Source organism: Allobosea psychrotolerans (assembly GCF_002917105.1).
GTDB lineage: Bacteria > Pseudomonadota > Alphaproteobacteria > Rhizobiales > Beijerinckiaceae > Allobosea > Allobosea psychrotolerans.
The window spans coordinates 115,330-136,989 of sequence record NZ_PQFZ01000009.1 but is presented as its reverse complement, the minus strand read 5'-3'; the positions used below and the strand labels follow the sequence as shown (position 1 = coordinate 136,989).

The following is a 21,660-nucleotide window of genomic DNA, read 5'->3' as shown; positions in this document are numbered from 1 at the left end:
CCTCAATCCGCCGTCGGTTCGCCGACCGAATCGGCCATGGTCGCGCCGCGCTGGCCCAGCGGCTTGGGGTTGCCCATGGTGGTGTCGTGGGCGGTCTGGTGTTCGAGCTCGGCATTGAATTCGGCCCCGGCGAGCACGATCACCGCCGAAAGCCAGAGCCAGGTCATGAACACCACGACGGTCGCAAGCGACCCATAGGTCGCAGTGTAGTTGCCGAGCGTTCCGACATACCAGGAAAAGGCCCAGGACGCGGCGGCCCAGAGCAAGGCCGCGCCGACCGCACCGGGCATCACCCAGGCGAAGCGCGCCGCGCGCCGGCTCGGGCCGATCCAGTAGAGGCAGGCGATGGAGAGCATCGCGACGACGAGGAAGAACGGCCAGCGCACCAGTCGCAACAGCCGTTCCAGCTCATAGGCGAAGGGAAACAGCGCGGTCACGACAGGCACGGAGGCGATGACGATCAGCGCCGCCGCCAGCAGCACCACGCCGCTGATCGTGGTCAGCAGCGACAGGGCATTGAGCTTGAGGAAGCTGCGCTTCTCGCGCTCGCGATAGATGATGTTGAGTGCATCGAAAATCGCCTTCACGGCGGCGTTCGCGCTCCAGAAGGCGACGAGGACGCTGATCAGGACGGTGAGCGACAGCGCCGAGGCGCTCTGCCCGGCAAGCCGCATGGCCTGCTCATGGATGAGGTCGCGTGCGGCCTGGGGGAAGACGACGGTGAGGCCGTCGAGCTGCTCGGCGATGGTCAAGGGATCGGTGAAGGAGCGATAGATCGTCACCAGGAGCGAGAGCGCCGGCACCAGCGACAACAAGGTGTAGAAGGCGACCGCCCCGGCGAGCGAGGCCAGCCGGTTCTCGGCCATATTGCCGAAAAAGCGCAGCAGCACGTCCTTCCAGCCGAGCCAGGTCATCTCCAGCGGCGATGAGGCCGTGCGCCCGCGCGCAGCCTCCCGCGATTTCCGTGTGAAGCGCCGCGACACCGCGCCATAGACATAGCCCAGAGCCACGGCTGCGCTGGCCAACCCGGCAATGCGTTTCAGGAAGGCCATCGGCTGATCGGGGCAAGTCGGGGATGAAATGACACCTTAGGACGATCCCATGCAAACATTCACCGCCAGGTCATGACCTTTGAACGGGCGGTCAGCGGATCCATGCTGACCATACCCAACATTCCACGCGTTGGGCCATCGAACGTTTTCAACTCCGGTTGCCGCGGCAGCCTTGAGCGAGGTCCATACGGTTTCCCGATGGGCGCGATAGAGAATACCTCCAGGCCCCATCTCCGGATAAAACGCGACATGGAAATCGAAATCGCCGTTGGCAGGCAGATCGGGCCCAAACCAATATGAGGGGCTCCGTCCGGGCTGCTTTCCCACGACGAGCGTGAGGGTCTGGTTCGGGCCGCGCGAACCAAGCCAGATAGGAGCGATCGCCTCGGGGGAATGGGCAGTGAACAGCGTCTGCTCCGGAGCCCAAGGCTTTAACGCCGTTCTCCCGGTGACACGAAACGCGACAATATCTCCGGCATCTATCAATCCGGTAAAGGGCGCCTCAGATCTGCCGGCTGCAAGACGCCGCCATTCGGAAGACGTGCCGACAGGTTTCGGCGGCCATTGCAGCCGTTCTCGGACAACGCCGCCCGTATCCAGAACCTGATATCTTAGGCCGTCCTCATCGAGCGCCGCCTGAATACAGTGAAGATACTCAACATCTTCCGGCATTCTGTGCGCTGTTCCGGCTCCTGCCGTACATATCTGAAGCACGCCGTGATGCACCTGAACGTCGTAAGCGAGAATATGGCTGCATACATAAGCAAAGACGCCGGCATCCACCAAAATGTTCCAGAACGTCTCGGCATATTCGTGCCCGATCTCGCGCTGATAAGTTCCGGAAAATCCGTTCACCGGAAACACCGGGTGATGACCGAGCACGATTTTATACTTTGCGTCGGCGTGCTGCTTGAGAACGGCTTCCAACCATTCGGTTTCAACATGCCCTTCGCCACCGAGGCCGGACCAAAGGGTGTGGACGAAGACCATCAATAAATCGTCGCGACGGACCCAATAGGACAGGCCTTTTTGATCCTTCGGACCATTATCAGGAAGCTGGAGGACCTCCCTGAAAATGTCTTCGCTCATCCTGTCATAGGCTGTGTGATTACCTGTCGTGTGCCACATCGGCGTTTTCTGGCGATCGAGCCAGGCCATTTCGACATCGAACCAGTGTTTCCACTGGTCGCGTAAAGCAGTGGGATCAGGAGTTAAGCCAATAATTTCATCGCCGGGAAATAATATAAACTCAGGACCGGGGCTTAATCGATTCACGATAGCATTCACGTCCGCAAAGGTTCGCTCGTGCAATGCGCCTGGAACGCCGGAACATGAATCTCCATACATTACGAACTGGTGGCCGCCCGACTTTGGAAGAAGCGCTTTAATCGGCTCGTCTGTCATTTCTAGAGTCTCTATTTCGTCTGGGAATTTCAGCGACCGAAATTTTTCCGCAGCGGATCGTGAGCGATCCAGCGCTGGCTTCGGCCTTCGGCGCTCAATGCAATGACGACAGCGTGGCTGCAACAACGCAGCGCCACGCTGGTTCCGTATCAGCGCCGGTGCGGCAGCTTAGGTGATTGTTAACCTTAACGCTTTCTTCTGTTCAAGGACCGGCGCGCGTGACGAATGCGCGGAAAGGCTCGGATGCTCCGGAAGGGCCGTGCTGCAAGGTGCGGCGCCAGAGCCCCGAGTCCCAGATGTCGTTTGAGAGTTGAGGTCGCGATGAGAACGCCGCTGAGAACTGCGCTGGCCGCCCTGCTGATCCTGACCGGCGGCGGCGCCATGGCTGCCGATCTGTCCTCGAGCAGGCAATTGCCGCCCGCGCCGGCCTTGCCGAGCTTCTACTCCTGGACCGGCTTCTATCTCGGCGCGCAGGGCGGCTACTCCTGGGGTTCGGACAAGATCCGGCAGCTCTCCGCCACCGGGCTGGGCTATGCCGGCACTTTCCGTGATACGCCGGGAAGCGCGCTCGGCGGCGGACAGGCCGGCCTGAATGTCCAGTTCGACTCGATCGTGCTCGGTCTCGAAGGCGATCTCGAAGCCTTGCAGGAGCGCGGCAGCTTCGGGCTCGGACGCAGCCAGCGCGACTGGCAGGCCTCGCTGCGCGGCCGCATCGGCTACGCCTTCGACACCGTGATGATCTACGGCACGGGCGGCGCGGCCTTCACCGAATTCAATCTCAGATCCTACGATCCCGTCTCCGGCCTCGGTGGGAGCACGCAGGTTTCCAGGGCCGGCTGGACGTTCGGCGGCGGCGTCAACTACGCCTTGACCAGCAACCTGATCCTGGGAGCGGAATACCGCTACACCGATTACGGCAAGTTCGACCCCACGGCCCGGAACTCCGCGCTGGGCCTCACCGGCGAGCAGGAGGCGAAGACGCATAGCGTGCGCGCGAGCCTCGCCTACAAGTTCTGAGCAGGCGCCGCCGGCGGCTCTGCGCACCAGTGCCCGTCATCGCGAGCGCAGCGAAGCAATCCAGGGGTGCGCCTGAAGCTGGATTGCTTCGCTGCGCTCGCAATGACGATGGAGGTTGGCAGGAAGCGTTCTAGAAACCCGTACGCTGCCTGATCGCGGCGGCGAGCGTGCCGTCGTCGAGATAGTCGAGCTCGCCGCCCACCGGCACGCCATGGGCGAGCTTGGTCACCTTGACCGGCAGATGGGCCAGAAGGTCGGTGACGAAATGCGCCGTGGTCTGGCCGTCGACCGTGGCGTTGAGCGCCAGGATGATTTCCTTGACCGCCGGATCGGAGGCGCGCGCCACCAGCGGCTCGAGCGTCAGATGCTCGGGCCTGACGCCGTCCAGCGCCGACAAAATCCCGCCCAGCACGTGATAACGCCCCTGGACCGCGCCCGAGCGCTCCAGCGCCCAGAGATCGGCGATATCGGCGACCACCACGATCTGGCCGTCGTCGCGGCGCGGGTCGCGGCAGAGCGAGCAGGGGTCGCTGGTGTCGATGTTGCCGCAGCTCGAGCAGACGACGATGCGCTCGCGGGCGACCGCCATGGCCTCCGAGAGGGGGCCGAGCAATTGCTCGCGCTTCTTGACGAGGTGCAGCGCCGCGCGCCGGGCCGAACGCGGCCCCAGCCCCGGCAATTTGGCCAGGAGCTGGATCAGGCGCTCGATCTCGGGGCCGGCGATGGCGCGGGTCATGCGGGGCAGACGCTCAGAACAGCTTCATGCCGGGCGGGATCGGCAGGCCCTTGGTGATCTCGGCCATGCGCTCCTGCATCACCCGCTCGGAGCGGCTGCGCGCATCGCTGCAGGCGGCGACGATCAGGTCTTCCAGAATCTCGCGCTCATCGGCGAGCATCAAGGCGGGGTCGATCTTCACTGCCTTGACCGCGCCCTTGGCCGTCATGGTGACGCTCACCATGCCGCCGCCGGCCGCGCCCTCGACTTCGATGGTGTCGAGCTCGGCCTGAACATCGGCCATCTTCTGCTGCATCTGCTGCGCCTGCTTCATCAGGCCCATCATGTCGCGCATGGTCGCTTCTCCCGTTGTCCCTGACTGCCTCTGGAAACCGGATACCGGAAATCAGAAATCGATGCCGTCGAAATCCGGCTCGCTATCGTCGAAGAGCGGTTCGGCCTCGGGCAGATAATCATCCTCTGAGGCCGCCATGGCAGGCGTCTCGGAGGCCGCGGCGCGCGGATCGCGGACATCGACGATGCGCGCGCCCGGAAAGCGCTCGAGCACCGCCCTGACCGCCGGATGCGAGGCCGCGTCGCTCTCGCGCCGGTCCTTCTCGGCCTCGGCCTGCTCGCGCAGGGTCGCGCCGCCCTCGGCGGTGACGACCGCCACCATCCAGGTCTGGCCGGTCCATTCCTTGAGCTTGCGCGAGAGATCGGTGGCGAGCGTGCGCGATGCGCCCGAGGTCACCGAGAACTCGATCCGGCCCGGCTCGAAGCGCACCGGGCGGACATCGCGCTCCAGCGCGATCTTGAGCGTGATGTCGCGATGCTGCGAGGCGAGCGCCACGACGTCCTCCAGCGAAGCCACCTGCACCAGCGGCTGGGCCATGGCGCGCGGGGCGGCCATGGGAGCCGGCATCGGGTTGGCGCTGGCGAGCACCGGCCGCGCGGCGAGCGCCGTGTTGCCGCCGCCCGAGGGCGGGCGCGGCGCGGAGGAGGGCGCGCCATTGCCGCCGGATATCGCCCCGGAGCCGTCGCGCAGCATCTTCAGGGCCTCGTCGGGCGTCGGCAGATCGGCGGCATGGGCGAGGCGCACCAGCACCATCTCGGCCGCCATGACCGGCCTGTCGGCCTGCTTCACCTCGGCGATGCCCTTGAGCAGCAATTGCCAGGTCCGGGCCAGCACGCGGATCGACAGGCGCTGGGCGAAATCACCGCCGCGCAGGCGCTCGGCCTGGTTCAGCGTGTTGTCCTTCAGCGCCTCGGGCACGAGCTTGAGGCGCGTCACCAGATGGGTGAATTCGGCGAGATCGGTCAGCACCACGACGGGGTCGGCGCCCGCGTCATACTGCGCCCGAAGTTCGCCGAGCGCGGCGGCGATGTCGCCCTTCATCACGACCTCGAACAGGTCGATGATGCGAGCCCGGTCGGCGAGGCCGAGCATGGAGCGGACATCGTCGAGCATGATCGTGCCCGCCGCATGGGCGATGGCCTGATCGAGGATCGAGAGCGAATCGCGCACCGAGCCTTCAGCTGCGCGTGCGATGGCCGCCAGCGCCTCGTCATCGGCATCGACGCCTTCGGCCTTGCAGATGCCGGAGAGGTGCGACACCAGCAGGCTCGCATCGACACGGCGCAGGTCGAAGCGCTGGCAGCGCGACAGCACGGTCACCGGAACCTTGCGGATCTCCGTCGTCGCGAAGATGAAGCGCGCATGCGGCGGCGGCTCCTCCAGCGTCTTCAGGAAGGCATTGAACGCACCGGCCGAGAGCATGTGCACCTCGTCGATGATGTAGACCTTGTAGCGGGCCGAGACCGGCGCGTAGCGCACGGCGTCGTTGATCTGGCGGACATTGTCGACGCCGTTGTTGGAGGCGGCGTCGATCTCCATCACGTCGATATGCCGGCCCTCGATGATGTCCTTGCAGTGGATGCCGAAACGGGTGAGGTCGGTCGTGGGCGCGCCGCCGCCGTCCTCGGTCTGGTAGTTCAGCGCACGCGCCAGGATGCGGGCGGTTGTCGTCTTGCCGACGCCGCGCACACCGGTCAGCATCCAGGCTTGGGGAATGCGGCCGGCGCTGAAGGCGTTGGTGAGCGTGCGCACCATCGCGTCCTGGCCGATCAGGTCGCCGAAATGGGCGGGGCGGTATTTGCGGGCCAGCACGCGGTAAGGCGTCGGCGCGGCCGGAGCGGGCGCCGGTTCGAAGCCGGCAAAGCCAGGTTCGTCTGTGGAGGCGGCGTCGGTCTCGTCGGTCATCAGACTGCTTTCGCCAATCGCGAGGCGACGGTCAACGCTTAGTGACGGTCAGGGCCTGGTCTTGTCGCGGATGGCCTGAAGGGCGTCGCACATGTCGCAACCGCGCCGCCAGGCCGCATGCCGATCCTGTGCATGAGGTGGGAGGCTGGACGAAGACCCGTTCGGTCTCGTTAGGGCTGCTTCCTTCCGGACCTGACCCGGTTGGCGAGTGAGACGTCCCTCGCCAACCTCCCGGGCGCTATATCGGGGATGTCGCGCCCGAGCGCAAGCCTGCCTGTCGCTGTTCCCGGTTCAAGCCGGCCTGGGCGGGTCACGACCGCCTCCAAGGACGAAGGGTCGCAGGCCAGCGCGCGCGACCCGGGCATTCGGCCGGGCATTCGGCATTGACTTGGACGGAGCCATCCGCCATAAGCCCGCCACTTGCGCAGCCTTATAGGCGGCGCAGAACCTTTTGCATGACAGGCTCGCATGGTCACGCTTCCCGAGGGAAGCCGCGACTGCCGGGCTGACAAGGCCCCGGAGACGGATCGTGAAGAGAACTTATCAACCCAGCAAGCTGGTTCGCAAGCGCCGCCACGGCTACCGCGCCCGCATGGCGACTGCCGGCGGCCGCAAGGTCATCGCAGCCCGCCGCGCCCACGGCCGCAAGAAGCTTTCGGCCTGAGCTGCCGGCGCGTGAGCCTCGCGCGCCTTCTTGTCTGGAAGACTGGCCAATCGCCATGCGCCTCGCCCGTCTGACCCAACGCAAGCAATTCCTGGCGGCGGCCGAGCACGGCCGCCGTTTTCGTTCGTCGCTCCTCACGGTGCAGGTGCGCGATGCTGCCGAGGAGGCGGGCCGCGACGGCTTGCGCCTCGGGCTGACCGCCTCGCGCAAGGTCGGCAACGCCGTCAAGCGCAACCGCATCCGCCGCCGCCTGCGCGCCGCCGCCGAGCTCGCCCTCGGCGCCCAGGCCGGGCGGGCCTGCGATGTCGTGATCATCGCGCGCACTGAAACGCTGAGCGCCGGCTTCGAGGCCCTGGTCGCCGATCTCTCGATCGCGCTCGACCGGGCTCGGCCGGCCAAGCCCCGTCCGGCCAAGCCCATTGCGGCCGGATCCAGCCGCAAGCCCCCGCAAGACCAGCGCCGCGCGCCCGATACCGGCAGCGCGGCCGCCAAACCTTAAGCCCCGTCGGGCGTCAGCGAGATTTGTTTCCGATCATGATGAAAGAAGACAACCGCAACCTGCTTCTGGCGATCGCGCTCTCCGTGGTCGTGCTGCTCGGCTGGCAGTTCTTCTACGGCGTGCCGCAGATGGAGAAGCAGAAGCAGATCGCCCAGCAGAACCAGCAGGCGCAATCCACGCCCGCCGGCTCGCCCGCCGCGACGCCTGCCCCCTCGACCGTGCCCGGCCAGCCTGCCGGCACCGCCGCTCCGGGCGCCGTCCCTGCGACGCTGGCCTCAGAGACCCGCGAGCAGGCGCTTGCCCGCAGCCCGCGCGTGCGCATCGAGACGGCCAAGATCGCCGGCTCGATCGCGCTCACCGGCGCGCGCATCGACGACGTCTCGCTCAAGGCCTATCGCGAGACGGTCGATCCCAACAGCCCCATCATCGTCCTGCTCTCGCCGCTTGGCGGGCCCAACGCCTATTATTCCGATTTCGGCTGGGTGGCCGCTCCCGGCGCCGCCGTGCCGCTGCCCAACGCCTCGACGCTCTGGAGTGCCGACGGGCCGGTGCTGCGGTCCGGCACGCCGCTGACGCTGTCCTGGGACAATGGCCAGGGCCTGCTGTTCAAGCGCGTCATCACCATCGACGACAATGCCATGTTCACGATCAACGACCAGGTCGAGAACAAGGGCGGCGCGCCCGTCTCGCTCTTCCCCTATGGCCAGGTCGTGCGCCAGGGCAAGCCGGCTACGCTGGGCTACTACGTCCTGCATGAGGGCCTGATCGGCAATCTCGGCGAGCAGGGCCTGCAGGAATACACCTACGACAAGATCGACAAGGAGCCGCTGCTCTCGCCCGGCGCCAATGGCAAGGTCTGGAAGGACGCCGTCGGCGGCTTCGTCGGCATCACCGACAAATATTGGGCCGCGGCGGTCGCCCCCGACCAGGCGCGCAAATATGAAGGCCGCTACTCCTCGGTCCAGACCGGGTCGCAGCGCACCTATCAGGCCGATTTTCTCGGCGAAGCCGTCACCGTCGCGCCGGGCGCGAGCGCGGCGAGCCAGGCGCATCTCTTCGCCGGCGCCAAGGAAGTCGCGGCAATCGACGGCTATGAGAAGAACCTCGGCATCAAGCGCTTCGAGCTGCTGATCGACTGGGGCTGGTTCTACTTCATCACCAAGCCGATGTTTTTCGTGATGGACTGGATCTACAAGCATGTCGGCAATTTCGGCATCGCGATCCTGGGCGTCACGCTGCTGCTGAAGGGCCTGTTCTTCCCGCTCGCGAGCAAATCCTACGCCTCGATGGCGAAGATGAAGGCTGTGCAGCCGGAGATGGTCGCGATCCGCGAGCGCTATGCGGACGACAAGATGAAGCAGCAGCAGGCGCTGATGGAGCTGTACAAGACGCAGAAGATCAACCCGATCGCCGGCTGCTGGCCGGTGCTGCTGCAGATCCCGGTGTTCTTCGCGCTCTACAAGATCCTGTTCATCACCATCGAGATGCGGCATGCGCCGTTCTTCGGCTGGATCAAGGATCTGGCTGCGCCGGATCCGACCTCGATCGTCAACCTGTTCGGACTCCTGCCCTTCGCCTCGCCGGCCTTCCTGCATATCGGCGCCTGGCCGATCTTCATGGGCATCACGATGTTCATCCAGATGAAGATGAACCCGGAGCCGCCGGACCCGGTGCAGAAGATGATGTTCACCTGGATGCCGGTGTTCTTCACCTTCCTGCTCGGCTCGTTCCCGGCCGGCCTGGTGATCTACTGGAGCTGGAACAACCTGCTCTCCGTGACCCAGCAGGGCTACATCATGAAAAAGAACGGCGCCAAGATCGAATTATTCGACAACATCAAGGGCCTGTTCGGCAAGAAGCCGCCGGCGACGACAGCCACCGCGGTCGCGGCTCCCACCAAGCCGGCCAACAGCAACAAGAAGTAAGGCGGCGCCCACTCCAGCCGCCGCTCCAGATACCGTCATCCCGGCCGACCTGCGGTCGACGGGATGACGAGGAGGCCGCGATGCCCCTCCCCGATCCGCTGACCCGACATCCCATTCCGGGCTGGAAGGGAACGGCCTTCCTCAAGGCGATCGTCGACAACCCGCTGATCGAGGTCGGCGATTACAGCTATTACGACGACTCGCGCGGGCCCGAGCATTTCGTCGCGCGCTGCGTGCGCTATCATTTCGACTTCATCGGCGACCGCTTGATCATCGGCAAATTCGTCGCCATCGCCCAGGCCGCGCAGTTCATCATGAACGGCGCCAACCATCCGATGGGCGGCTTCTCGACCTTTCCCTTCGGCATGTTCGGTTTCGAGAATGCGCCCGGCTATAGCCGTGAAAACGCCGGCTTTCGCGGCGACACCGTCATCGGCAACGACGTCTGGATCGGCCGCGAGGCCGTGATCATGCCCGGCGTCACGGTCGGCGACGGCGCCATCATCGGCACGCGGGCGCAGGTCGCGCGCGACGTGCCGCCCTATGCCGTCGTCGTCGGCAATCCCGGACGCGTCGTGAAGATGCGCTTCGCGCCCGAGATCGTGGCGCAGCTGCTCGCCATCCGCTGGTGGGACTGGGAGCCCGAGACAATCGCGCGCAATATCGGCGTCATCGCCTCAGCCGACATCGACGCGCTGCGCGCGGCCGTGTAGGCAAGGACGATGAGTAGACAAGCACGATGACGACGAGCCTGACCACGCCTTATGGCGACGACGAGATCGAAAGCGCGCGCAAGCTGTTCGAGGGCCCCTGGGACTTCGTCTGGGCCTCGACCCATGTCGATGACCTGCCGCCCATGGTCGGCCAGGAGATCGCCTTCGCCGGGCGCTCCAATGTCGGCAAGTCGAGCCTGATCAACGCGGTCACCCGCCGCAACGCGCTGGCGCGGACCTCGCATACGCCCGGCCGCACCCAGCAGCTCAATTTCTTCCGCCAGGTCGGGGGCGATGAGCGCCTGACCATCGTCGACATGCCGGGCTATGGCTATGCCGCCGTCGGCCGGGCCAAGGTCGCGGCCTGGACCAATCTGATCCATGAATATCTGCGCGGCCGCTCCAACCTGATGCGCGTCTATGTGCTGGTCGACGCCCGGCACGGCATCAAGGATGTCGACGGCGCGGTGCTGGCGACGCTCGACAAGGCCGCCGTCTCCTACCAGATCGTGCTGACCAAGGGCGACGCGCTCAAGAAGGCCGATCAGCAGTTCATGATCGAGGCGACCTATGACGAGATCAAGCGCCGCCCGGCCGCCTTCCCCGAGGTGCTGTTGACCTCCAGCGAGAGCGGTCTCGGCATCCCCGAATTGCGGGCGGCCGTGGGCCGCGTGCTGGCGGAGCGGGAGTGAGCGGCGCTCACGACCGGCAACCAGAAATATAGACGCGGCAGTCGAGAGCCTGGTTCGATGCGCAGTGAGCGGAAAGGCCCGGATGATGAGGGGATCGCGACCGACCCGCTTGCCTGCCCCTTTCCTGAAAAGGGTCTGGCTGGACGAGGAGAAGGTCGCCGATCCCTCGCTTTATCCGTTCTGCCTGCCTTTTCTGGCACGGGGTTTCGAGCTCGACTTCGACCGCGCGATCACGATCATCGTTGGTGAGAACGGAACCGGGAAGTCCACTCTTCTGGAGGGGATCGCGGCACTGGCGGGTTATGATGAGGCAGGTGGCGGCAAGGGCTATCGTCCGGTCGATCATTCCATTGCGATCGAGGCGATGGGCGGCACGCTCGGCCCGGCCTTGCGAGCGAGCTGGCTGCCGAAGATCACGAATGGCTGGTTTTTCCGGGCCGAGAGCTTCTTTTCGGTGGCCCGCTATCTGGACGAGGCCGCGATCGGCTCTGGGCCGCCGCCGGACTTTCTGTCTCATTCCCACGGCGAGGGCTTTCTGCGCTTCTTCGAGGAGCGCTGCGTGCGGCAGGGCTTCTTCATCTTCGACGAGCCGGAATCCGCGCTGTCGCCGGCACGCCAGATGACATTCCTTAAGCTGCTACGGCGGATCGAGCGGGCGGGACATACGCAGGTGATCATGGCCACCCATTCCCCCATGCTGATGGCGTTTCCTGGCGCGCGCCTGCTCGGCTTGTCGAAATACGGGCTGGAGCCCATCGCACTTGAGGACACCGCCCATTTCCGGATCATGCGCGAGTTCTGTGCCGACCCGGCCGGCTTCGTCGAACTCGCGATCGAGGACTGAGAGATGACCGCCGCAAAGATCCATCTCACCCTCGCCGCGCTGATGGGCCTTGCCGGCGTCGCCTTGCTGGCGGCGGCCGCGCATGTCACCGGCACGCAGAATGTTGGGACCGCCGGACAGATCCTGCTCTTCCACGCCCCTGCCGTGATCGGCGCGACCGCAGCCCGCAAGGCCGGTTTCCTGATCGATTTCGTGGCGCGCCTGGCGCTCTCGGCGCTGATCCTGGGCGCGGCCCTGTTCGCTGCCGATTTGACGCGGCGGGGCTTTTTCAACGAGGCCCTGTTCCCGCGCGCCGCGCCGATCGGCGGCTGGTTCATGCTCGGTGGCTGGCTCGGGCTGGCCGTGGCGGCCGCGCTTGCGCCACGCAACTGAGACCGCCGAAAACCGGTTTCCACTTTTCGGCATGATGCTCTAGAAGGCGCACCGGCGCGGCTGTCTTGCGCGCGCTTGCGGAGCCTGCTCGATGATCAACCCCGCCCTTCTGACACCGTCGCAATCGGCCGACCTCCTGGTCGTCGCACTGCCGCATATGCAGCGCTACGACCAAGAGGTCGTCGTGATCAAATATGGCGGAAACGCCATGGGCGACGCCGCGACGGCGGAGGATTTCGCCGAGGACATCGTGCTGCTGGAGCAGTCGGGCGTGAAGCCCGTGGTCTGCCATGGCGGCGGGCCGCAGATCGCGCGCATGCTGACCAAGCTCGGCATCAAGTCGGAATTCAAGCAGGGCCTGCGCGTCACCGACCAGGCCACGGTCGAGATCGTCGAGATGGTGCTCGCCGGTTCGGTCAACAAGGAAATCGTCGGCTACATCTCGCGCGAGGGCGGCAAGGCGATCGGGCTGTGCGGCAAGGACGGCAACATGGTCACCGCCCGCAAGGTGACGCGCACCATCGTCGATCCGGATTCGAAGATCGAGGAAATCCTCGATCTCGGCTTCGTCGGCGAGCCCGACAAGGTCGACACCACGGTGCTCGACGCCGTGCTGAAGGCCGAACTCATCCCGGTGCTCGCGCCGGTCTGTGCGGCGGACGACGGCCAGACCTACAACGTCAACGCCGACACCTTCGCCGGTGCGATCGCCGGCGCGCTCAACGCCAAGCGCCTGCTGCTTTTGACCGACGTGCCCGGCGTCCTGAACAAGGACAAGCAGCTCATCCCGGAGCTGACGGTGGAGGAATGCCGCAGGCTGATCGCCGACGGCACGATCTCGGGCGGCATGATCCCGAAGATCGAGACCTGCATCTACGCACTGGAAAAGGGCGTCGAGGCGGTCGTCATCCTCGATGGCAAGGTGCCGCATGCGGCGCTGATCGAGCTCTTCACCGATACCGGCTCGGGCACGATCATCCGGCGGTAATCCGCGCCTCCCCATCCGTCATTGCGAGGAGCATGGCGACGAAGCAATCCAGGGCCGCAATGCGAACCCTTCTGGATTGCTTCGCTGCGCTCGCAATGACGGCGTGGAGCCGGCCTCGTGCTTAAACCTTAGCAGAGGACTTGCATGTCAGGCTGGGCGCTCCACATTCCTGAGTCCCCATGAACACGCACGCCTCACCTCCCGCCTCTCTGCCGCCGCTGTCCGCGGAGGCCTTCGCGCATGTCGACCACTGGGTCTTCGACCTCGACAACACGCTGTACTCGCATGAGGCGATGGTCTGGCCGCAGGTGAACGAGCGGATCACGCTGTTCCTGCTCGAACTCTTCGGCCTCGACGGCCTGTCGTCGCATGCCCTGCGCCGCTACTATTACGAGCGCTACGGCACGACGCTGAAGGGGCTGATGGAGGAGCATGACGTCGATCCCGACGATTTCCTCGATTTCGCCCACCAGATCGACCTGACCCTGCTCGATCCCAACCCGGCGCTGGGGGATGCGATCGCGGCTCTGCCCGGGCGCAAGCTGATCTTGACCAACGGCTCGCGCGGCCATGCCGAGAACGTCGCCGGCAAGCTCGGCATCCTGCATCATTTCGAGGACATCTTCGATATCGTCCAGGCCGGCTTCCTGCCCAAGCCCGAGCGGGCGACCTATGAGAACTTCCTCGCCAAGCATGCGGTCGATCCCGGCCGGGCGGCGATGTTCGAGGATATCGAGAAGAACCTCATTGTTCCCAGCGCGCTGGGCATGAAGACCGTGCTGATCATCCCGCGCACGCCCGACCCCTTCCGCGAGGTCTGGGAGCAGGCCGCGATCGATGCCGGGCATGTGCACTATGTCACGGACGACCTGACCCGCTTCCTTGCCCCGCTGGGGACACCGCGCCAGCCCGGCTGACGCGCTGGCTCGAACATAGTCCCGTTCCCCTCAGAGGAAAAATCGTTCGTCTTTACGAACGATCACGAAGCTGATATTCCCCGTATCCGTTATAACGAACGGTCGGAGTGTGGGTGATGTCAGGTTCAGAAGGCGGCGCGGCGAGCCTGCACCCCGAAACGCGGCTGGTCCATGCCGGCACCCTGCGCTCGCAATTCGGCGAAACCTCCGAGGCGCTGTTCCTGACCCAGGGCCATGTCTATGACAGTGCGGAGCAATGCGAGGCGCGCTTCCTGAACAAGGATCCGGGTTTCCAATATGCCCGCTTCTCCAATCCGACCGTGACCATGCTGGAGCAGCGCATGGCCGCGTTCGAGGGTGCCGAGGCCTGCCGCGCCACCGCGACCGGCATGGCCGCCGTCACGGCCGCTGTGATGGGGCTCGTGCGCGCCGGTGACCATGTCGTGGCCGCACAGGCGCTGTTCGGCTCCTGCCGCTATGTCGTCGAGGAGCATCTGCCGCGTTACGGCGTCGCCTCGACGCTGGTGAACGGGCCCGACATCGAGGCCTGGCGCAAGGCGGTCAGGCCCAACACCAAGGTGTTCTTCCTCGAGAGCCCTTCCAATCCGACGCTGGAGGTGATCGACATCGCGGCGGTGGCCGCGATCGCCAAGGAAGTCGGCGCCAGACTTGTCGTCGACAACGTCTTCGCGACGCCGCTCTTCCAGCGCCCGCTGGAGCTGGGCGCGGACATCGTGGTCTATTCCGCCACCAAGCATATCGACGGCCAGGGACGCTGTCTCGGCGGGCTGCTGCTCGCCTCCGAAGAGCTCATCCAGACCGAGATCCAGACTTATCTGCGCCAGACCGGCCCGGCGATGTCGCCCTTCAACGCCTGGGTGATGCTGAAGGCGCTGGAGACCCTGCCGCTGCGTGTGCAGAGGCAGGCGCAGAGCGCGGCCATCATCGCCGACTGGCTGGCAGGCCAGGAGAAGCTGTCCAAGGTCATCTTCCCCGGCCACAAGAACCACCCCCAGGCCGCGACCATCGCCAAGCAGATGAGCGGCCCCTCGACGCTGATCGCCTTCGAGGTCGCCAGCGGCAAGGACGCGGCCTTCCGCCTGCTCAACGCGATGAAGCTGATCCGCATCTCCAACAATCTCGGCGACGCCAAGAGCCTGATCGTCCATCCCGCCACGACGACGCATCAGCGCTTCACACCCGAAGTGCGGGCGTCGATGGGCGTGACCGACGGGATGATCCGGCTCTCGATCGGGCTCGAGCATCCCGACGACCTGATCGCCGATATCAAGCAGGCGCTGGCGACGGTCTGAAAACCGTGGTCATCCCGTGTCTGCGCAGCAGCACTACGTGCTGCGGCGCGTGCGGGATGACACGCCTCACGCCGCGCGCTTCAACCCGACCTGGGCCCAGATCGCCGTCAGCGCACCGACGAGATGGTCGATATCGGCATCGCTATGCATCGGCGAGGGCGTGATGCGCAGGCGCTCCGTGCCGCGCGGCACGGTCGGGTAATTGATCGGCTGGACATAGACGTCGAAGCGCTCGAGCAATTCGTCGCTGATCCGCTTGCACAGCACGGCGTCGCCCACCATCACCGGCACGATATGGCTGGGATTGGGCAGATGCGGGATGCCGACGGTGTCGAGCCGGGCGCGGAGGGCGGCGACGCGATCCTGCTGGCCCTGGCGCTCGGCCTGGCTCCGCTTGAGGTGGCGGATCGAGGCCAGCGCACCGGCAGCCAAGGCCGGCGGCAACGAGGTCGAGAAGATGAAGCCCGAGGCGAAGCTGCGAATGAAGTCGCAGGTCGCGGCGGAGGCGGCGATATAGCCGCCCATGATGCCGAAGCCCTTGGCAAGCGTACCCTCGATCACGGTCAGGCGATGGCTCAAGCCCTCGCGCTCGCTGACGCCGCCGCCGCGCGGGCCGTAGAGCCCGACCGCATGGACCTCGTCGATATAGGTCATGGCGCCGAACTCGTCGGCGATGTCGCAGAACGCCGCGATCGGCGCGATGTCGCCATCCATCGAATAGACCGACTCGAAGGCGATCAGCTTGGGTCGGCCAGGGTCGATCGCCTTCAGCTTGCGGCGCAGATCCTCGGGATCGTTATGGGCGAAGACGTGCTTTTCGGCGCGCGAATGGCGGATGCCCTCGATCATCGAGGCATGGTTCAGCGCGTCCGTCAGCACGACGCAGCCGGGCAGGCGGGACGCGAGCGTCGAAAGCGAGGCCCAGTTCGACATATAGCCGGAGTTGAACAGCAGGGCCGATTCCTTGCCGTGCAGGTCGGCAAGCTCGCGCTCCAGCAGCACGTGATGGTGGTTGGTGCCGGCGATGTTGCGCGTGCCGCCGGCGCCCGCGCCGCAGCCATCGAGCGCGCCATGCATCGCGGCGAGCACATCGGGATGCTGGCCCATGCCGAGATAGTCGTTCGAGCACCAGACGGTGACGTCGCGCGGGCCCTGCGCGCCGTGATAGGTCGCGCGCGGAAAATGGCCGGCATGGCGTTCGAGATCGGCGAAGACCCGGTAGCGGCCTTCCCTGTGGAGCCCTTCGAGCTCCGTGCGGAAGAAGTTCTCGTAGTCCATCGGACGCCTCCTGACGGCCTACCTCCTACGCAAATGGGCGTAAGCGGGAAATGGCACGCGGTGTCGCGGGGGAAATGCCCCGATCGCGCCTCAGGCTTCCCGGCGCGCGAGATCCAGCAGCGTCTCCAATAGCACGCGGATCGCGATACCGGCATCGGCCTCGGTCATGTTCTCCAGCGGCGAATGGCTGATGCCCTTCTCGTTGCGGACGAACAGCATCGCAGCCGGGCAGAGTTTCGCCATCGTCATGGCGTCATGGCCGGCCCCCGACGGCAACCGCCGCGCGCTCAAATTCGCGCCCGCACGCGCAATGCCTGCCGCGAAAGCCTCCTGCAGGCCCTCATCCATCGGCACGGCCTCGGCCTTGGCATAGGGCGTCAGCGTCATCGTCACGCCCCGGCGCGCCGCGATCTCGGCGAAGCGGGCGCGGATATCGGCCTCCATGGCGACGAGCGTCCCGTTCGAGGGGCTGCGGAAATCGATCGTGAACTCCACGGCTCCGGGCACGACATTGGTGGCGCCGGGCTCGGGCCGCAGCGCCCCCACCGTGCCGACCGCCTGGTCATGGGCGGCGGCGATCGCCTCCAGCGCCAGCACCATCTCGGCGCTGGCGGCGAGCGCGTCCTTGCGCAGGCTCATCGGCACCGTGCCGGCATGGCCGGCCTCGCCGGTGACGCGGATGCGCGCGCGGCTCTGCGCGTTGATCGCGGTGACGATGCCGACCGCCTCGTTCTCGGCTTCCAGCACCGGGCCCTGCTCGATATGGACCTCGAGATAGGCCTTCACCGAGCCGGGCTTGCGCGCCAGCGCGGCGACGGCGGAGGGGTCGCCGCCGAAGGCGACGAGCGCGTCGGCAAGCCGCGTTCCCTCGGAATCGCGAGCCTCCAGCGAGGCCGGATCATGATCGCCGGCGAGCGCGCATGAGGTCGAGAGATGGGTCGGGAAGCGGACATTCTCCTCGTCGCCGAAGGCCACGACCTCGAGCGCGAAGGGCAGGACGACGCCCGCATCCCGCAAGGCCTGCGCCGCCAGGATGCCGGCGACGACGCCGAGATTGCCGTCGAAGCGCCCGCCATCCTTCACCGTGTCGATATGCGAGCCGATCATCACCGCCGGCAGGCCGGGCGTCGCGCCCTCGCGCCGACCCTGCACGGAGCCGGCTGCGTCGATGAAGGCGGTCAGCCCGGCCACCTCCATGGCGCCCTTGGTCCACTCGGCCGCCTGCCTGTGCGCCGGCGAGAGATAAAGCCGCGTCAACCTGCCCGGCTCGTCGGTGAAACGGTTGAGGCCGGAAAGCGCGGCGAAGGCGCGCGCACCGAGCACGGCTGCGGAGGGAAGCATTTGAGTCATGCAACCAGCTTAGTAAGTCGCCCGGCCGCCCGAAAGGTCGAAAACGCCGCCAGTGGTGAAGCTGTTCTCGGCCGAGGCCAGAAAAGCGACCATCGAGGCGACCTCGTCGGGCAGCAGGAAGCGGCCGCGCGGGATCTTGGCCAGCATGTAGCCGATATGCTCCTCGCTCATCTGGTCGAAGATGCGGGTGCGCGCGGCGGCGGGAGTGATGCAGTTCACCGCGATGTCCTGCGTCGCCAGTTCCTTGCCGAGCGACTTCGTCAGCGCGATCACCGCCGCCTTCGAGGCGGAGTAGGCGGAGGCGTTGGGATTGCCTTCCTTGCCGGCGATCGAGGCGACGAGGACGAGACGGCCATAGTTGCGCTTGATCATCCCCGGGATCACCGCCTGGCAGCAATGCAGCGTGCCGTCGACATTGAGGCGCATGACCCGCGCCCATTCCTCCAGCGGGTATTCCCAGGTCTTGAGGTTGGGGCCGGCGATGCCGGCGCTAGTGACGAGAATGTCGACGCTGCCATGCCGGGCCTCCAGCGCGTCGCTCGCCGCCTTCACGGCAGCCGCATCGGTCACGTCGATTGCGAGGCCCGTCGCCTCGCCGCCGATCTCGGCCGCGGCCTTGCGCGCGAGATCGCCGTCGAGATCCCAGATCGCGACCTTGGCGCCGCTGGCGGCGAAACGCTCGGCGACGGCGCGGCCGATGCCCTGGGCTCCGCCGGTGACGATGGCGACGCGGTTCTTTAAATCGATTTGATTCATCTTCGGCCCCTGGCTCGGTGGTGCCGCAACCTAGAGCAGGATGCGAAAAAGTGGGAACCGGTTTTTCGCATTGAGCCCGCTCGCTCGTCGATGCGAGCCGGGTGACCGCCGCGACTGTGAACCCATTCCAGCATCAGGGCCCGCGCGCAGAACGCACGGATTCGGCCGCGACAGGGACGGCGGCTGAAACAGATGCGTCTCGAGCGCGGCGGGCGCCGGGTCGCGTGAAGACAGCGCGTTAAGGCAAAAAAGCAGGCGCCGTCGAACGCTCCAATTGGAGCGGACGCTGCGGGAGAGGAGCAAGCCGGGAAAGCCGGCGGCTGCACCACGTTCGCCCGGGCCGCGTCAAGATTGGATATCAATCGATAGATTTCGGTAACCATATCAGCAATCGCCGCGCGGCCAGGTCGCCGTGCCAGAATGAAGCGTGCAACTCGGAAAGGTTAGATTTTTCGACTTACAGCTGTAGTTGCGAGAGCATCGTCTCGGTGACGTGCCGGATCGAAACAGACCGTCGATCTGCAGCGATTTTCGATTAACCCGGACGCTACAATTGCAGGAAGAGGCCGTTCACCTTCCCGTTGGGTTCAACTTGACCCATGGTCCCTATCGGCGCTGACGTAAGCTCCAGTTCCATCGAGCAAGCGTGAACCCGTGGCCGCCACCCTGTCCCTCAATCTCGCGACCCAAGCGGACGCCCCGGCCAAGCCGGGCTTCGCCACGCGCGACATTGGCGGCATCGGCATCGCGGTGCTGACGCGCTCCGCCGCGCTCGCGGAAGTCGACGATGCGATGGCCAACCAGCGCCATCTCAAGCTTGCCTTCTGCAACGCCAATCTCGTCAATCTGGCGGCGCATGACCAGGCGCTGCGCCGCGATCTGGCTGGCTTCCTGGTCCTTGCCGACGGGATCGGCATCGATCTCGGCGGCTGGCTGCTGCATGGCGCCTCCTTCCCGGCCAATCTCAACGGCACGGACTTCATCCCCGGCTTGCTCGCGTCGGGAAAGCGGCGGCTGCGTGTCGCCCTGATCGGTGGGCGCCCCGGTGTCGCCGCCCGTGCCTCCGTGCGCCTGTCCCTGCAATATCCCGAGCATCGCTTCAGCGTGCTCAGCCACGGCTATTTCGCTCCCGGTGAGGAGGCCGCGCTGCTGGCGAAGCTGGAGGCCACGCCGCCCGATCTCCTTCTGGTTGCCTTCGGCAATCCACGGCAGGAACGCTGGATCTCGCAGAAGCTGGGACCGCAGCATTGTTCGGTTGCGGCCGGCGTCGGCGCCCTGTTCGATTTCCTGGCCGGCGAGGTTCCGCGCGCTCCCGAGGCGTTCCGCCAATTGAGGCTGGAATGGCTTTTCCGGCTCTGGCTGGAGCCCAGCCGGCTCTGGCGCCGCTATGTGCTCGGCAATCCGGTCTTCGTCCTGCGCATGCTGCGCGCCCGGTTGTTCGAGCGTCGATCCACGCGGTGAAACCGTAGCCAATCTCTATTGGCTACTCGCGATTGGCCACTCGCCCATCGGTCGTTTTGCGTTGTCCGATGATGACGCCGAAGAGCGGGCCGGCGCAGACCATCACCAGGAAGACGCGGATGATGTGGTGAGCCGCCACGAAGGCGACCTCGGTGTGCAGCGCCAGCGCGATCAGGCTCATCTCGGCGAGGCCGCCCGGCGAATAGGCCAGGATCAACGGCACATGGCCGTGGACCGAGACCAGCGCGACCAGCCAGGCGAAGCTCAGGGTCAGCGCCAGCAGGAGCACCGTCGACCCGACCGAGAGCATGAGCACGCGCAGGATGATGCGTGGCGGCGTGCCGACGAAACGGCAGCCGATGGTGACGCCGAGCACGAGCTGGGCTGCATTGACGATCTCGAAAGGCGGAACGGCGTTGCTCAGCCCCGCCAGATGCACTGCGGCGCTGACCAGCATCGGCCCGAGCAGGAATTTTGCCGGCAATCTCAACCAGTGCCCGACGACGATGCCGGCCAGCCCGCAGGCCAGCAAGCTGGCCTCGGCGAGGAGCGGCGTCTGCTGGAATGACGGTCCCGCGACCCGCGTGCCGCCGAGCGGAACGCCGCCGATCCACTGCACGATGAAGGGCAGCGTCATCACCACCAGCAGGATGCGGGCCGAGTGGATGAGCGCGATGATGCGGGCGTCGCCGCCCTTTTCCTCGCCGACCGTGACCATCTCGACCAGGCCGCCCGGCATGCCGGCGAAGAAGGCGGTGACCGGGTCGAACCCCGCGAATTTTCGGAAATAGCCGACGCAGGCGAAGCCGCAGGCGCACATGAACAGCACAAGGCCGGCGATGGTCGGCAGCCAGTTGGGAATCTGTCCGATCACCTCCGGCTTGAAGCCGGCGCCGAGCATGACGCCGATCACCATCGTCATCGGCGGTCGGATCACCGGCGGCGCGGCGACTGGCACGCGCAGCAGGGCGGCGATCGTGCAGATCACCATCGAGCCCAGCATCCAGGGCAGCGGCAACCGCCCCTGCACGAAGAGCCAGCCGCCGAGACCGCCAAGGACCAACGCCAACGCAAAACGCCGATAAGGGAAGCGCCCCGGCGCGAGCGCGCGAAGGCCCCCCGACAGACTCGACAGCAGATCCCTCATACGTCCGACTTGAACCCTGGCAAGCATGAAGCAGGCACACGCCCGCGCAAGTTGGAGGCGTCCTACACGCCTTTGCATGGGCGCAACAGACCGGGACTGGAATGCCGCCCTTGCCGCTGCCACGCATCGGCCGGCCCGCCGCGCACAACCCAGGCATGTGTCCGGGCCTCTGGCGGAAGATGTCCGTTTCATCAATGGTTTCGCATCGGGGATGGAAACTGAGCCGCGCGCTAGAAAGTGCGGCCGATGGTTCGGGCGATGAGTGAAGAGCGGCTAACCGGGCGGCAGGGCCG

General features: G+C 66.0%; 21 protein-coding genes and 1 other RNA gene. 12 read left to right on the top strand and 10 right to left on the bottom strand.

Annotated features, from left to right (window positions below; translation table 11 throughout):
- Positions 1-2: 2 nt before the first annotated feature.
- Positions 3-1,052: a YihY/virulence factor BrkB family protein gene (locus tag CYD53_RS16570; RefSeq protein ID WP_103719188.1), complete on the bottom strand. Its 1,050-nt coding sequence runs from the start codon at positions 1,050-1,052 to the stop codon at positions 3-5.
- Between the two features lie 36 nt (positions 1,053-1,088).
- On the bottom strand, positions 1,089-2,456 hold the full coding sequence (locus CYD53_RS16565) for a metallophosphoesterase family protein (RefSeq protein ID WP_103719187.1): 1,368 nt from the start codon (positions 2,454-2,456) through the stop codon (positions 1,089-1,091).
- Positions 2,457-2,777: 321 nt separating this feature from the next.
- On the opposite strand from CYD53_RS16565, the gene CYD53_RS16560 reads away from it, so the two are divergent.
- A complete protein-coding gene (locus tag CYD53_RS16560; RefSeq protein ID WP_181011910.1) occupies positions 2,778-3,473 on the top strand; it encodes an outer membrane protein in 696 nt (231 codons plus the stop codon).
- A 130-nt stretch (positions 3,474-3,603) separates the two neighbouring features.
- Here CYD53_RS16560 and recR read toward each other — a convergent pair whose 3' ends face one another.
- The 4 genes from recR to ffs all read right to left on the bottom strand — a co-directional run bounded on the left by recR (position 3,604) and on the right by ffs (position 6,681).
- On the bottom strand, positions 3,604-4,209 hold the full coding sequence (gene recR / locus CYD53_RS16555; RefSeq protein WP_103719185.1) for a recombination mediator RecR: 606 nt from the start codon (positions 4,207-4,209) through the stop codon (positions 3,604-3,606).
- A 13-nt stretch (positions 4,210-4,222) separates the two neighbouring features.
- Entirely contained in the window at positions 4,223-4,543 is a 321-nt protein-coding gene (locus tag CYD53_RS16550; RefSeq protein ID WP_092172811.1) for a YbaB/EbfC family nucleoid-associated protein, read from the bottom strand.
- Between the two features lie 51 nt (positions 4,544-4,594).
- Positions 4,595-6,448, bottom strand: coding sequence for a DNA polymerase III subunit gamma/tau (locus CYD53_RS16545; RefSeq protein WP_103719184.1), 1,854 nt, complete (start codon positions 6,446-6,448; stop codon positions 4,595-4,597).
- Positions 6,449-6,584: 136 nt separating this feature from the next.
- Positions 6,585-6,681: signal recognition particle sRNA small type (ffs, locus tag CYD53_RS16540), an RNA gene on the bottom strand.
- Between the two features lie 296 nt (positions 6,682-6,977).
- On the opposite strand from ffs, the gene rpmH reads away from it, so the two are divergent.
- The 10 genes from rpmH to CYD53_RS16490 all read left to right on the top strand — a co-directional run bounded on the left by rpmH (position 6,978) and on the right by CYD53_RS16490 (position 15,375).
- Complete coding sequence (gene rpmH / locus CYD53_RS16535) at positions 6,978-7,112, top strand: 50S ribosomal protein L34 (RefSeq protein WP_067253664.1); 135 nt, start codon at positions 6,978-6,980, stop codon at positions 7,110-7,112.
- Between the two features lie 55 nt (positions 7,113-7,167).
- Positions 7,168-7,611 (top strand): ribonuclease P protein component, encoded by a 444-nt coding sequence (gene rnpA, locus CYD53_RS16530; RefSeq protein WP_103719183.1) that lies wholly within the window; start codon positions 7,168-7,170, stop codon positions 7,609-7,611.
- Positions 7,612-7,649: 38 nt separating this feature from the next.
- Positions 7,650-9,536, top strand: a complete 1,887-nt coding sequence (yidC, locus tag CYD53_RS16525) for a membrane protein insertase YidC (RefSeq protein WP_103719283.1) — start codon at positions 7,650-7,652, stop codon at positions 9,534-9,536.
- An 80-nt stretch (positions 9,537-9,616) separates the two neighbouring features.
- Entirely contained in the window at positions 9,617-10,249 is a 633-nt protein-coding gene (locus tag CYD53_RS16520) for a CatB-related O-acetyltransferase (protein ID WP_103719182.1), read from the top strand.
- A 26-nt stretch (positions 10,250-10,275) separates the two neighbouring features.
- The gene (gene yihA, locus CYD53_RS16515; protein ID WP_103719181.1) at positions 10,276-10,941 is read left to right on the top strand and encodes a ribosome biogenesis GTP-binding protein YihA/YsxC; all 666 of its coding nucleotides are present in this window, start codon (positions 10,276-10,278) and stop codon (positions 10,939-10,941) included.
- An 82-nt stretch (positions 10,942-11,023) separates the two neighbouring features.
- The gene (locus CYD53_RS16510) at positions 11,024-11,785 is read left to right on the top strand and encodes an AAA family ATPase (RefSeq protein WP_103719180.1); all 762 of its coding nucleotides are present in this window, start codon (positions 11,024-11,026) and stop codon (positions 11,783-11,785) included.
- Positions 11,786-11,788: 3 nt separating this feature from the next.
- Complete coding sequence (locus tag CYD53_RS16505) at positions 11,789-12,157, top strand: DUF423 domain-containing protein (RefSeq protein WP_103719179.1); 369 nt, start codon at positions 11,789-11,791, stop codon at positions 12,155-12,157.
- Positions 12,158-12,248: 91 nt separating this feature from the next.
- Complete coding sequence (argB, locus tag CYD53_RS16500; RefSeq protein WP_103719178.1) at positions 12,249-13,145, top strand: acetylglutamate kinase; 897 nt, start codon at positions 12,249-12,251, stop codon at positions 13,143-13,145.
- Between the two features lie 179 nt (positions 13,146-13,324).
- Positions 13,325-14,062, top strand: a complete 738-nt coding sequence (locus CYD53_RS16495) for a pyrimidine 5'-nucleotidase (RefSeq protein ID WP_103719177.1) — start codon at positions 13,325-13,327, stop codon at positions 14,060-14,062.
- Between the two features lie 116 nt (positions 14,063-14,178).
- Positions 14,179-15,375: an O-succinylhomoserine sulfhydrylase gene (locus CYD53_RS16490; protein WP_103719176.1), complete on the top strand. Its 1,197-nt coding sequence runs from the start codon at positions 14,179-14,181 to the stop codon at positions 15,373-15,375.
- 66 nt (positions 15,376-15,441) lie between these two features.
- Here the strand turns inward: CYD53_RS16490 and hemA are convergent, their stop codons facing one another.
- The 3 genes from hemA to CYD53_RS16475 form a co-directional block, all read right to left on the bottom strand.
- A complete protein-coding gene (hemA, locus tag CYD53_RS16485) occupies positions 15,442-16,653 on the bottom strand; it encodes a 5-aminolevulinate synthase (RefSeq protein WP_103719175.1) in 1,212 nt (403 codons plus the stop codon).
- A gap of 90 nt (positions 16,654-16,743) precedes the next feature.
- On the bottom strand, positions 16,744-18,003 hold the full coding sequence (locus CYD53_RS16480) for an allantoate amidohydrolase (protein WP_103719174.1): 1,260 nt from the start codon (positions 18,001-18,003) through the stop codon (positions 16,744-16,746).
- 9 nt (positions 18,004-18,012) lie between these two features.
- Positions 18,013-18,759 carry an SDR family NAD(P)-dependent oxidoreductase gene (locus tag CYD53_RS16475; RefSeq protein WP_103719173.1) on the bottom strand — a complete coding sequence of 249 codons (747 nt, stop codon included), beginning with the start codon at positions 18,757-18,759 and terminating at the stop codon, positions 18,013-18,015.
- 654 nt (positions 18,760-19,413) lie between these two features.
- Here CYD53_RS16475 and CYD53_RS16470 point away from each other — a divergent pair.
- Positions 19,414-20,220 carry a WecB/TagA/CpsF family glycosyltransferase gene (locus CYD53_RS16470; protein WP_245928273.1) on the top strand — a complete coding sequence of 269 codons (807 nt, stop codon included), beginning with the start codon at positions 19,414-19,416 and terminating at the stop codon, positions 20,218-20,220.
- 22 nt (positions 20,221-20,242) lie between these two features.
- Here CYD53_RS16470 and CYD53_RS16465 read toward each other — a convergent pair whose 3' ends face one another.
- Positions 20,243-21,289, bottom strand: a complete 1,047-nt coding sequence (locus tag CYD53_RS16465; RefSeq protein ID WP_245928272.1) for an AbrB family transcriptional regulator — start codon at positions 21,287-21,289, stop codon at positions 20,243-20,245.
- Between the last annotated feature and the right edge of the window lie 371 nt (positions 21,290-21,660).